The sequence below is a fragment of the Streptomyces sp. NH27 genome (genome assembly GCF_056859195.1).
Window position 1 is genome coordinate 1 of record NZ_JACEGK010000210.1, and the last position, 12,552, is coordinate 12,552.

The following is a 12,552-nucleotide window of genomic DNA, read 5'->3' on the forward strand; positions in this document are numbered from 1 at the left end:
CGCCGGCGGAGCCCACCGTGCACGACCTCGGCGTGGTGGAGCCGGACCGGCTGCGCAAGCAGCCGCCCGACCACCGCTGACCGGCCGCTCTCCCGAGAGCCGCCGCTCCACGCGGGGCGGCGGCCTCATACACTCGGCATGACGTCCCAGCACCTGACGTCCCTCACCAGCAACAGCCCTTCGCCGAACCGGGAGAGCCCACGTGACCGACACCGCACTGTCCGAGCGCAGCGCCGATGTGATCGTCGTCGGCGCCGGGCCCGCCGGTTCGACGACCGCCTACTACCTGGCCAAGTCCGGTCTCGACGTGCTGCTGCTGGAGAAGACCGCCTTCCCGCGCGAGAAGGTCTGCGGCGACGGGCTGACCCCGCGCGCCACCAAGCAGCTGGTGTCGATGGGCATCGACATCTCCGAGGAGGCGGGCTGGCTGCGCAACAAGGGCCTGCGCATCATCAGCGGCGGTATGCGGCTGGAGATGGACTGGCCGGAGCTGGCCGCCTACCCGGACTACGGACTGGTGCGCAGGCGCGATGACTTCGACGACCTCCTCGCCCAGCAGGCCGTGAAGGCCGGTGCGCGGCTGTACGAGCGGTGCAACGTCGGCGCGCCGATCGTCGACGACCGCACCGGGCGGATCACCGGTGTCACCGCCAAGCTCGGCGAGGAGAAGACCCCGGCCGCCTTCCACGCGCCGCTGGTGGTCGCCGCCGACGGCAACTCCACCCGGCTGTCGCTGGCGATGGGCCTGCACCGCCGCGACGACCGCCCGATGGGTGTCGCGGTGCGGACGTACTTCACCTCGCCCCGGCACGAGGACGACTACCTGGAGTCCTGGCTGGAGCTGTGGGACCGGCGCGGCGCCGTCCCGCGCCAACTGCCGGGCTACGGCTGGATCTTCGGCCTCGGCGACGGCACCTCCAACGTGGGTCTGGGCATCCTCGACTCCTCGGCTGCCTTCCGCGAGCTGGACTGGCGCGAGGTGCTCAAGGCGTGGGTCGGCTCCATGCCGGAGGACTGGGGTTACACCCCGGAGAACATGACCGGGCCGATCCGCGGCGCCGCCCTGCCGATGGCCTTCAACCGCCAGCCGCACTACACCCGGGGTCTGCTGCTGGTCGGCGACGCGGGCGGGCTGGTCAACCCGTTCAACGGCGAAGGCATCGCCTATGCGATGGAATCCGGGCAGATCGCCGCTGACGTGATCACCCAGGCACACGCCCGCGCCACCGCCGGGCAGCGCGAACTCGCGCTCGCCGCCTACCCGCGCATCCTCAAGGACACCTACGGCGGCTACTACAACCTCGGCCGCGCCTTCGTGAAGCTGATCGGCAACCCGAAGGTCCTCCAGATGTGCACCCAACGCGGCCTGACCCACCCGATGCTGATGCGCTTCTGCCTGAAGCTCCTCGCCAACCTCACCGACCCCACCGGGGGCGACGCGATGGACCGCATCATCAACGGCCTCACCAAGATCACCCCGCGCGCCTGACACCCTGGGCGCCGCACCGAACGTGCTGCCCCGGGCCTGCGCGGCTCCGGGGCAGGCGGTGGTCAGATGGGCAGATCCCAGCTGGGGCCGCTCTCGGTGTTGATCCACACCCGCTGCCCGACTGCTGAGACGGTGAGGCCGAAGGCATCCTGGTGTGGTGCGCCGGCCTCTTGCCAGCGCTGTACGGCCGCTTCGACCTGGTCCCACAGCCGTACGGGCCCGCGCTGTACGACCGTCCAGCCGCCGTCCGGTCCGGGCGCGGTCCGAGCCTGTGAGCCGGTGGACACGTCCCACAGGACCTGTTCCGTTCCCGCCCCCATCCGTTCTGCCGCGGGCGCGGCGAGCTGGGCAACCCAACCACCGGTCCAGGTACTGATGACCGCGGGGTCGATCAGGCTCGGACGCTCCTCACCGGGCAGCATGGCCAGCGCCGGGCGAGGCGGCCGGTCGTGCGGGCGGGCGATCATGAAGCTGGTGTACCCGGGCAGGAACCTTCCGGTGGCGGTACCGGGGCCGGTTACCGTGAGCAACACCAACCCGGACGCGTAGCCCCAACCGGACAGCGTCGCCAGGATCTTCCCGCCCGGCCGCACTTGGTGCAGCCACGCCATGGGGATGTATCGGACCGAGCAGGTGGCGATCAGGCGATCGTACGTGTCCCCCTCCGGATCGCCGCGCAAGCCGTCCCCGACGACCAGCCGGGGAGCATACCCGGCTTCCCCGAGTGCCGCGGAGGCCGCCTGCGCGACCACCGGGTCGTACTCGATGCTGGTGAGAGTGGCGTTCCCGATGCGGTGTGCCCCGATGGCGGTCGAGTATCCGGTCCCGGTCCCGACCTCCAGCACCCGGTGGCCCTTCTCGACGTCGAGTTGGTGCCACATGCGCAGCACCAGTGAGGGAAGGGTGGACGACGAGGAGGGAGACCCCGTCACGGTACGACCCCGTACGTCGTCAGGTCGGATGCGGCCGTCGAGCTGGGTGATCAGCGTTCGGTCGGCGTAGACGCCTTCCAGCCAGCCGTCTTGACCCTGGTGGACGGGCCGGTAGCGGATCGGCACACTGTCCGGGACCTGTTCGAAGTAGGACGGTGTGAACAGCTCCCGGGGAACCGTTTGGAGGGCGTCGCGCCACGCGGGGTCCGCAAGAGTGCCGTCCTCGGCGAGCATGTCCGCCAGGGTGGCGCGCAGTTGAGCGGATGTACTCACAGGTCGGATTCCTTCTGTAGTACGTCGCAGATGGCGTGCGCGATGGCGTCGGTGGTCCTGGCCGGCTGCCAGGCCCACTGTCCGTTGGGGTTGCACTCCAGGAAGTACCAGGCGCCGTCAGAAGTCACGGCAAAGTCGAACGCCCCGTAGACCAGGCGGAATTCGCCGAGGTAGGAAGCGATGGAGCATACGATCGTCTCCGGCACGGCGATCGGTGTGCGGTGCATGAGGTCCTGCCGGTGGCGCCAGTCGAGATCGGGGCTGTCGATGCGGATCCCGAACAGCTGGTCGCCCACGGCGGTTACCCGCACGTCGAACGCCTTATCGACCGTGGCTTGGAACATGTGCGGGCAGACGGCCACAGCACCCGTGATCTCACGCTCGTCCACCTCGCGCACCCAGACACTGTGCGGCCGGCCGCCCACCCGGTAGGGCATGTTCCACAGGGGTTTGTACACCACCGTGCCGGGCTGGCGCGCCACGAAGTCCCGGACTTCCTGTTCGTCACTGGTGATGAGGGTGTTGGGCACCAGGAACCCGTTTCGTTGCGCGGCGGCAAGCTGAGCGGGCTTGTGCTCGGCCGCGCGGTTGTTCCACGGGTGGTTTGACGAAGCGTGCTCCTGGGAGGGAAGCGAGGATGCCCCCGGTTCCCCACGAATGCTGCGCTGCGGCGAATCTGCGGTCTTGTCCGTCGAGCCCGGTAGGGCCCGCGTAGGGCGAGGGCCTGCGGACCCAGACGGACCGTACGTGTGCGAGATCGAGCTTCCGAGTCGGGGTGCGCAGGACGCCCCGCTGTGCGCACGTGCCGTACCTGGCGGACAGCGAGGCGCCCGCGTGCAGGTCGGTGCCCGGGTCGAGACGGACTACGGGAACCTGTCGTGCGGCCAGTATCCGCAACACCACATCCGAAGTCACATCGTGGCTGTTGGTCAGTACCAGCACCGACCTGTGTCGGTCCATCAGTCAGACTGGTCCTGATCGTAGGTCTCGGTGACATCCGAGTCGGTCGCCCCGCCCGGCTCTGCGCCGTCTCCAGGGGCAGTATGTGTCGGCGTGACACCACTGGTACTGGTGCCGTGCCCTCCTAACTCGACCGTGCGGCCCTCGTCGTCCACGATCACGGCATCTGGGTCTCGGGATCGATCACGGGGTTGAATCCCGGGATCGCGGCGGTGGCCGCGTACGGCTCCATCCTGCCAGCACCCCAAGGGACGGTCTTCTGCGCCATTTGTGTGGACCCCTCTCCTGTCGATACCCGGAGTTGCAGCCACCGGGATATCCATCATGTCTCTATGAAACCAGTTGATCACACAGAGAGGTATCGTGGAGACGTGGGTCCGTTGTCAAAAGCTTTAAGCACGACGGCGAGTGGGGGGCGTTATGGGTGAGCGACAGCCGAACCAGGGGCTGGCACGGCTGTATCAGGCGAGCGATTGGACGTTGCGGCCGGTGGGCAAAGCGGAGTAAAAGGAAGAAAAACGGCGGGAGGCGGTCCGCGCCGGCCCGGAAGAGGGCGTGACGTGGCCACCTCCCGCCGTTGATGGGGGAGTAGGGATGAGGAACGCGCTCGGGGGCGCGGCTCAGAGGACGTTGACCGCCCAGTCGGGCATGTAGTCCGCGAGCTGGTGGATGGCGACCGGGGTGGACGAGTTGGCCGCGTCCAGGTACTGGCCGGCACCGATGAAGACGCCCACGTGGTAGGCGCTGCCCTGGCCGCCCCAGAAGATGAGGTCGCCGGGTTGGAGGGCGGAGATCGAGACGGGCGTGCCGACGGTCGACTGGTCCTGCGAGGTCCGCGGGATGTCGACGCCGATGGAGGCGAACGCCGCCTGGGTCAGGCCCGAGCAGTCGTACGAGCCGGGGCCGGTGGCACCGTACACGTAGGGCTTGCCGAGCTGGGACTTCAGGAACGCGATGAGCTGGTCGACCTTGCTGGACGAGGCCGCGGTGACGGTCGCGGTCGGCGTCGCGGCGACCGAGCTCTGCCCGGTCGGGCTGAGCGCGGTCCTGGTGGTGGAGCGCGAAGCGGCCTGCGTGGCCCGCGCCTTGGCGGCCTTGGCCGCCTTCGCGGCGGCCTCGGCCTTCCGGAGCGCCGCCTGGTGCGCCTTGGCCGCGGTCTTCGCCGCGTCGGTGGCGGCCTTCTCCCGGTCGGCGGTGAGGGCGGCGGACAGCGCCTCCCGCTCCAGCGCGGCGATGGCCTGCTGAGCGGAGGCCGCCGTGGAGAGCGTCGCCGCACGGGCGTTGAGCTCCCGCGCGGTCTGCGCCGTCTGAGCCGCCTGAGCCGCCTGAGCCGCCTGCGCGGACGGCGCCGAGGCGGCCGTGGTGGTGTGCGTGGTCTCGGCCATGGCCGGAGCGGCCGCGCCGCACAAGGCGAACGCGCTGACGACGCCGCCGACGAGTCCGGCCCGGCGAACCCACTTCGGGTCACGGGGCGCCGCGTGCCGTCGGCGGCCGGTATGGGTATGCGTGTCGGACATCTGTGTCCGGGATGTGTTCGGGGACATGGGTCCCTGGCTATCAGGAACGAATGGTTCCGTTCAATAAAGGTGGGATGCGCCACAGTTGACGTGCCCACGGCTCAATTGCCCGTTTCGCGATCTTGCTTGACGGGTGCTTTGGTCCGTTTTCATGGCTCCGGTGCCGTATGCGCTCGTGCACGGTTTCACGCGCGTCATTCCCGGGTTCCGCGGCTCACCCGGGCGGGTTCGGCGGCGCTATCACGGCGATTCGTCCATCGCCAATTTGCTTGCCACGGAGGCGATCTGATAGTGCGTGCACCGCTCTGACCAGCGAGAACGACCACGAATATGACGTGAAGTGATCGTTTGGGTGCCATCCGCCGCAAGATCACCGCTCATCCGACTTCATGATCGTTGGTCAGGTGGTGGAGATCACAAAGCTCGTGCTGACCCCCGTGTCGCAGATCACAGACCGGGAGGCATAGGATGCAGGCGGCTTGGGCTTGTGAACTGCCTCACATAGGCGCGATCTTCGCGATTTTGTGGCGTGGCGCACCGCCCCGGTCACGGTCCGTACATCAGTCACAGTCGACTGGAAGGAGCGGGGGACGGTGAACGCCTACGCGCCCATCCTCGTGTTGGGCGGCCTCGCGGCCGGCTTCGCGATCTTCTCCGTTTTCATGGCCTCGATCATCGGGCCGAAACGGTACAACCGGGCCAAGTTGGAAGCGTATGAGTGCGGCATCGAGCCGACTCCGCAGCCGGCCGGTGGTGGCCGCTTCCCGATCAAGTACTACCTGACGGCGATGCTCTTCATCGTCTTCGACATCGAAATCGTCTTCCTCTATCCCTGGGCGGTCACCTTCGACCGGCTGGGGATGTTCGGGCTCGTCGAGATGCTCCTCTTCGTGCTCACCGCCTTCGTCGCCTACGCCTACGTGTGGAGGCGCGGCGGCCTGGAGTGGGACTAGCGAGCGCCGGCAACAGACGGCAACTGACGGCGACCAGGGGACCGAGGAGACCAGGAGCCAACCCATGGGTATCGAAGAGAAACTGCCGAGCGGATTCCTGCTGACGACGGTGGAGACCGCGGCGGGCTGGGTGCGTAAGGCGTCGGTCTTCCCGGCCACCTTCGGCCTCGCCTGCTGCGCCATCGAGATGATGACCACCGGCGCCGGGCGGTACGACATGGCCCGGTTCGGCATGGAGGTCTTCCGCGGATCGCCGCGGCAGGCCGACCTGATGATCGTGGCCGGCCGGGTGAGCCAGAAGATGGCCCCGGTGCTGCGCCAGGTCTACGACCAGATGCCCAACCCCAAGTGGGTGATCTCGATGGGCGTGTGCGCCTCCAGCGGCGGCATGTTCAACAACTACGCGATCGTGCAGGGCGTCGACCACGTGGTGCCGGTCGACATCTATCTGCCCGGCTGCCCGCCCCGCCCCGAGATGCTCCTCGACGCGATTCTCAAGCTGCACGAGAAGATCCAGCACGGCAAGCTCGGCGTGAACCGCGAGGCCGCCGCCCGCGAGGCGGAGGAGGCGGCGCGCAAGGCGCTCCCGACGATCGAGATGAAGGGGCTCCTGCGATGACCGCCACCCCGAACCCGCCCGACGTGCCCGAGGAGCCCGCCGAGGGCGGGGTGCCCGCGCAGCGGCATGACGCCGGCGAGGTGATCGGCGTCCGCAAGGGGATGTTCGGCGCCACCAACGGCGGCGACACCACCGGTTACGGCGGCCTGGTCCGTACCGTCCGGCTGCCCGGCGCCACCAACCGCCCCTACGGCGACCCCTTCGACGAGATCGCCGACGAGTTGGAGGGCGCCCTGGAGGAGCAGGGGCTGCCGCCGGCCGAGGCGATCGAGAAGACCGTCGTCGACCGCGGCGAACTCACCTTCCACATCGCCCGCGAGCACCTGGTCCGGGTCGCCCGCACCCTGCGCGACGACCCCGCGCTGCGCTTCGAGCTGTGCACCGGCGTCAGCGGCGTGCACTACCTCGGCGACAAGGGCCGCGAGTTGCACGCCGTGTACCACCTGCGCTCGCTCACCCACGGCCGGCTGATCCGGATCGAGACCAGCGCGCCCGACGCCGACCCGCACGTCCCCTCGCTGGTCTCGGTCTACCCGACCAACGACTGGCACGAGCGCGAGACCTACGACTTCTTCGGCATCGTCTTCGACGGCCACCCCGCGCTCACCCGGATCATGATGCCGGACGACTGGCCCGGCCACCCGCAGCGCAAGGACTACCCGCTCGGCGGTATCCCCGTCGAGTACAAGGGTGCCCAGATCCCGGCTCCCGACCAGCGGAGGTCGTACTCATGAGTTACGGATACACCGCACCTCAGCAGGCCGAGGAGCGGGAGACCACCGAGGGCCGGGTGTTCACCGTCACCGGTGGCGACTGGGACGAACTCGCCGAGACCGTGGGCAAGGCCGACGACGAGCGGATCATCGTCAACATGGGCCCGCAGCACCCGTCCACCCACGGCGTGCTCCGGCTGATCCTGGAGATCGACGGCGAGACGGTCACCGAGGCCCGCTCCGGCATCGGCTACCTGCACACCGGCATCGAGAAGAACATGGAGTTCCGGACGTGGACCCAGGGGTCCACCTTCGTGACGCGCATGGACTACCTCACGCCGCTGTTCAACGAGACCGCCTACTGCCTCGCGGTGGAGAAGCTGCTCGGCATCACCGACCAGATCCCGGACCGGGCCAGCGTCATCCGGGTGCTGATGATGGAGCTGAACCGGATCGCCTCCCACCTGGTGTGCATCGCCACCGGCGGCATGGAGCTGGGCGCCACCACCATCATGATCTACGGCTTCCGCGACCGTGAGTACATCCTCGACATCTTCGAGCTGGTCACCGGCCTGCGGATGAACCACGCGTACGTCCGCCCCGGCGGCCTCGCCCAGGACCTGCCGCCCGGCGCGGTCGGCCAGATCCGCGAGTTCGTGAAGAAGTTCCGGAAGAACCTGCCGGAGTACGACAAGCTCGCCACCGGCAACCCGATCTTCAAGGGCCGGATGCAGGACGTCGGTTACCTGGACCTGACCGGCTGCATGGCGCTCGGCGCCACCGGCCCGATCCTGCGTGCCGCCGGCCTGCCGCACGACCTGCGCAAGGCCGACCCGTACTGCGGCTACGAGAACTACGACTTCGAGGTGCCGACCACCGACACCTGCGACTCCTACGGCCGCTTCCGGGTCCGCCTGGAGGAGATGCACCAGAGCCTGCGGATCGTCGAGCAGTGCCTGGACCGGCTCGCCCCCGGGCCGGTGATGGTCGCGGACAAGAAGATCGCCTGGCCCGCGCAACTCGCGCTCGGCCCGGACGGCATGGGCAACTCCCTGGACCACATCAAGAAGATCATGGGCACCTCGATGGAGGCCCTGATCCACCACTTCAAGCTGGTCACCGAGGGCTTCCGGGTACCGCCGGGGCAGGCGTACGCCGCCGTCGAGTCGGCCAAGGGCGAGCTGGGCGTGCACGTCGTCAGCGACGGCGGCACCCGCCCGTACCGGGTGCACTTCCGCGACCCGTCCTTCACCAACCTGCAGTCCATGGCCGCGATGTGCGAGGGCGGCCAGATCGCCGACGTCATCGTGGCGGTGGCGTCCATCGACCCCGTGATGGGAGGTGTCGACCGATGACCGAGCTCTCACAGGGGAGCGGCACCCACGGTGTGTCCCTGGGCATCCCCGAAATGCCCGCCCCCGACTACCCGGCCGACGTCCGGGCCCGGCTGGAGACCGACGCCAAGGAGGTGATCGCCCGCTACCCCGGCTCGCGCAGCGCCCTGCTGCCGCTGCTGCACCTGGTGCAGTCCGAGGAGGGGTACGTCACCCGCACCGGCATCCGGTTCTGCGCCGAGCAACTGGGCCTCACCACCGCCGAGGTCACCGCGGTCGCCACCTTCTACACGATGTACCGGCGCAAGCCGTCCGGCGAGTACCAGGTCGGCGTCTGCACCAACACGCTGTGCGCCGTGATGGGCGGCGACGCGATCTTCGACGAGCTGAAGCAGCACCTCGGGGTCGGGAACGACGAGACCACCGCGGACGGCAAGGTCACCCTCGAACACATCGAGTGCAACGCGGCCTGCGACTTCGCCCCCGTGGTGATGGTCAACTGGGAGTTCTTCGACGACCAGACGCCCGAATCGGCCAAGCAACTCGTCGACGACCTGATCGCCGGCCACGAGGTCCGCCCGACCCGCGGCGCACCGCTGTGCAGCTACAAGGAGACCGCGCGCATCCTGGCCGGTTTCCCCGACGAGCGCGCGGGCGCGGTCGAGGCGACCGGCGGCGCCGGCCCCGCCTCCCTGGCCGGACTACGGCTGCACCGCGGCGAGTTGGCGGCGGCGAAGGTGGTCGGCCAGCGCGACGCCTCGCCGAGCGGCGAGACGCACGGTGAGACGCACGGCGACTCCACCGACCACGCCACCGAGGAGGAGGGCGAGTGATGACCGTCGAACCGGCCGAGAAGCTGCTCGCGCCCGTACTGTCGGCGTTCTGGGACGACCCGCGGTCGTGGACGCTGGAGACCTACCGCAGGCACGAGGGGTACGAAGCGCTCACCAAGGCGCTCGCGATGGCCCCGGACGACCTGATCGCCTACGTCAAGGACTCCGGCCTGCGCGGCCGCGGCGGCGCGGGCTTCCCCACCGGCATGAAGTGGCAGTTCATCCCGCAGGGCGACGGCAAACCCCACTACCTGGTGGTCAACGCCGACGAGTCCGAGCCCGGGACCTGCAAGGACATCCCGCTGCTCTTCGCCAACCCGCACTCCCTGATCGAGGGCATGGTGATCGCGTGCTACGCGATCCGCTCGCACCACGCCTTCATCTACCTGCGCGGCGAGGTGGTCCCGGTGCTGCGCCGGCTGCACGAGGCGGTGCGCGAGGCGTACGCCGCCGGCTACCTCGGCAAGAACATCAAGGGCACCGGCTTTGACCTCGAACTCACCGTGCACGCAGGCGCCGGCGCCTACATCTGCGGCGAGGAGACCGCGCTGCTGGACTCCCTGGAGGGCCGCCGCGGCCAGCCCAGGCTCCGGCCGCCCTTCCCCGCCGTGGAGGGCCTGTACGCCTGCCCCACCGTGGTGAACAACGTGGAATCGATCGCCTCGGTTCCCGCGATCATCCAGCGCGGCAAGGAGTGGTTCAAGTCGATGGGCAGTGAGAAGTCCCCGGGCTTCACGCTGTACTCGCTCTCCGGCCACGTCGCCCGCCCCGGCCAGTACGAAGGCCCGCTCGGCATCACGCTGCGCCAACTCCTGGACATGGGCGGCGGGATGCGTCCCGGCCACCGGCTGAAGTTCTGGACCCCCGGCGGCTCCTCGACCCCGATGTTCACCGACGAGCACCTCGACGTGCCGCTGGACTACGAGGGCGTCGGCGCGGCCGGCTCCATGCTCGGCACCAAGGCCCTGCAGTGCTTCGACGAGACGACCTGCGTGGTGCGGGCCGTCACCCGCTGGACCGAGTTCTACGCCCACGAGTCGTGCGGCAAGTGCACGCCGTGCCGTGAAGGCACGTACTGGCTGGTCCAGTTGCTGCGGGACATCGAAGCCGGCAAGGGCCGGCCGGAAGACCTCGACAAGCTCCAGGACATCGCCGACAACATCAACGGCAAGTCCTTCTGCGCCCTGGGCGACGGCGCCGCCGCCCCGATCTTCTCCTCGCTGAAGTACTTCCGCTCGGAGTACGAGGAGCACATCGAGCGCAAGGGCTGCCCCTTCGACCCGGCCCGCTCCACCGCCTGGGCCGACAAGTCCCGTACGGAGGCCCACGCGTGACCATCACTACGAACGCACCCTCCGGTGGACAGCCGGCGCCGCCCCCTGAAGACCTGATCTCGGTCACCATCGACGGCATCCCGATCTCGGTGGCCAAGGGCACCCTGGTGATCCGCGCCGCCGAGCAACTGGGCATCGAGATCCCCCGGTTCTGCGACCACCCGCTGCTCGACCCGGCCGGCGCCTGCCGCCAGTGCATCGTGGAGATCGAGGGCCAGCGCAAGCCGGTCGCCTCCTGCACCATCACCTGCACCGACGGCATGGTGATCACCACCCAACTCACCTCACCGGTCGCCGAGAAGGCGCAGCGCGGGGTGATGGAACTGCTGCTGATCAACCACCCGCTGGACTGCCCGGTCTGCGACAAGGGCGGCGAGTGCCCGCTGCAGAACCAGGCGATGTCGGTCGGCGACCCCGACTCCCGCTTCGAGGGCCGCAAGCGCACCTTCGAGAAGCCGGTGCCGATCTCCGCGCAGGTGCTGCTGGACCGCGAGCGGTGCGTGCTGTGCGCGCGCTGCACCCGCTTCAGCCAGCAGATCGCCGGCGACCCGATGATCGAAATGCTCGAACGTGGCGCGCTCCAGCAGGTCGGGATCGGCGACAGCGACCCGTTCGAGTCGTACTTCTCCGGCAACACCATCCAGATCTGCCCGGTCGGCGCGCTCACCTCCGCCGCCTACCGGTTCCGCTCCCGCCCCTTCGACCTGGTCTCCTCGCCGTCGGTGTGCGAGCACTGTGCGGGCGGCTGCGCCACCCGCACCGACCACCGCCGCGGCAAGGTCATGCGGCGGTTGGCCGCCAACGACCCGGAGGTCAACGAGGAGTGGCTGTGCGACAAGGGCCGCTTCGGCTTCCGCTACGCGCAGCGGCCCGAGCGCCTCACCCACCCGCTGATCCGCGGCACCGACGGTGAACTCGCCCCCGCCAGCTGGCCGGAGGCGCTGGCCGCCGCGGCGGCGGGGCTGACCGCGGCGCACGGCCGGGCCGCGGTGCTGGCCGGCGGCCGGCTCACCGTCGAGGACTCGTACGCGTACGGCAAGTTCGCCCGGGTCGCGCTCGGCAGCAACGACGTGGACTTCCGGGCCCGCCCGCACTCCGCGGAGGAGGCCGACTTCCTCGCCGCCCAGGTGGCCGGGCACGGCGTCGACCTCGACGGCTCCGGGGTGACCAACCGGGCGCTGGAGCAGGCACCGACCGTGCTGCTGGCCGGACTTGAGGCCGAGGAGGAGGCCCCCGGGATCTTCCTGCGGCTGCGCAAGGCGCACCGCAACAGCAAGCAGCAGACGTACGCCCTGGCCACCCACACCTCGCGCGGTCTGGAGAAGGCCGGCGGCATCCTGCTGCCGGCCGCGCCCGGCACCGAATCGGAGTGGCTGGACGCGCTGGCCGGCGGCGTCGGTCTGGACGAGGCCGGCCGGCTGGCCGCGGAGGCGCTGCGCAAGCCCGGCGCGGTGATCCTGGTCGGCGAGCGGCTCGCGGTCGTGCCCGGCGGGTTGACCGCCGTGCTGCGGCTGGCCACCGCGACCGGCGCCCGGACGGCGTGGGTCGCGCGCCGGGCCGGCGAGCGCGGCGCGGTCGAGGCGGGCGTGCTGCCC

General features: G+C 69.6%; 10 protein-coding genes and 2 pseudogenes. 8 read left to right on the forward strand and 4 right to left on the reverse strand.

Going from position 1 to position 12,552, the window contains the following annotated elements; translation table 11 throughout:
• Positions 1-202 precede the first annotated feature (202 nt).
• Positions 203-1,489 (forward strand): geranylgeranyl reductase family protein, encoded by a 1,287-nt coding sequence (locus AC13HU_RS18440; protein ID WP_483042990.1) that lies wholly within the window; start codon positions 203-205, stop codon positions 1,487-1,489.
• Between the two features lie 62 nt (positions 1,490-1,551).
• Here AC13HU_RS18440 and tgmC read toward each other — a convergent pair whose 3' ends face one another.
• The 4 genes and pseudogenes from tgmC to AC13HU_RS18460 form a co-directional block, all read right to left on the reverse strand.
• Complete coding sequence (gene tgmC, locus AC13HU_RS18445; protein ID WP_483042991.1) at positions 1,552-2,694, reverse strand: ATP-grasp peptide maturase system methyltransferase; 1,143 nt, start codon at positions 2,692-2,694, stop codon at positions 1,552-1,554.
• Positions 2,691-3,654: pseudogene (tgmB, locus tag AC13HU_RS18450) on the reverse strand (ATP-grasp ribosomal peptide maturase). The gene tgmC and the pseudogene tgmB overlap by 4 nt, the downstream one beginning before the upstream one ends.
• Positions 3,654-3,922: pseudogene (tgmA, locus tag AC13HU_RS18455) on the reverse strand (putative ATP-grasp-modified RiPP). Before tgmA ends, tgmB begins: the two co-directional pseudogenes overlap by 1 nt.
• 352 nt (positions 3,923-4,274) lie before the next feature.
• Entirely contained in the window at positions 4,275-5,171 is an 897-nt protein-coding gene (locus AC13HU_RS18460; RefSeq protein ID WP_483042992.1) for a C40 family peptidase, read from the reverse strand.
• Between the two features lie 593 nt (positions 5,172-5,764).
• On the opposite strand from AC13HU_RS18460, the gene AC13HU_RS18465 reads away from it, so the two are divergent.
• The 7 genes from AC13HU_RS18465 to AC13HU_RS18495 all read left to right on the forward strand — a co-directional run.
• Complete coding sequence (locus AC13HU_RS18465; RefSeq protein WP_483042993.1) at positions 5,765-6,124, forward strand: NADH-quinone oxidoreductase subunit A; 360 nt, start codon at positions 5,765-5,767, stop codon at positions 6,122-6,124.
• A 64-nt stretch (positions 6,125-6,188) separates the two neighbouring features.
• Positions 6,189-6,743, forward strand: coding sequence for a NuoB/complex I 20 kDa subunit family protein (locus tag AC13HU_RS18470; protein ID WP_093785987.1), 555 nt, complete (start codon positions 6,189-6,191; stop codon positions 6,741-6,743).
• Positions 6,740-7,477: an NADH-quinone oxidoreductase subunit C gene (locus AC13HU_RS18475; protein WP_483042994.1), complete on the forward strand. Its 738-nt coding sequence runs from the start codon at positions 6,740-6,742 to the stop codon at positions 7,475-7,477. The genes AC13HU_RS18470 and AC13HU_RS18475 overlap by 4 nt, the downstream gene beginning before the upstream one ends.
• Positions 7,474-8,811, forward strand: a complete 1,338-nt coding sequence (locus tag AC13HU_RS18480; RefSeq protein WP_483042995.1) for an NADH-quinone oxidoreductase subunit D — start codon at positions 7,474-7,476, stop codon at positions 8,809-8,811. The genes AC13HU_RS18475 and AC13HU_RS18480 overlap by 4 nt, the downstream gene beginning before the upstream one ends.
• Positions 8,808-9,623 (forward strand): NADH-quinone oxidoreductase subunit NuoE, encoded by an 816-nt coding sequence (gene nuoE, locus AC13HU_RS18485; protein ID WP_483042996.1) that lies wholly within the window; start codon positions 8,808-8,810, stop codon positions 9,621-9,623. The genes AC13HU_RS18480 and nuoE overlap by 4 nt, the downstream gene beginning before the upstream one ends.
• Positions 9,623-10,957: an NADH-quinone oxidoreductase subunit NuoF gene (gene nuoF, locus AC13HU_RS18490; protein WP_483042997.1), complete on the forward strand. Its 1,335-nt coding sequence runs from the start codon at positions 9,623-9,625 to the stop codon at positions 10,955-10,957. The genes nuoE and nuoF overlap by 1 nt, the downstream gene beginning before the upstream one ends.
• On the forward strand, positions 10,954-12,552 hold a 1,599-nt coding region (locus AC13HU_RS18495), incomplete at its 3' end, for an NADH-quinone oxidoreductase subunit G (RefSeq protein ID WP_483042998.1). The genes nuoF and AC13HU_RS18495, both read left to right, overlap by 4 nt.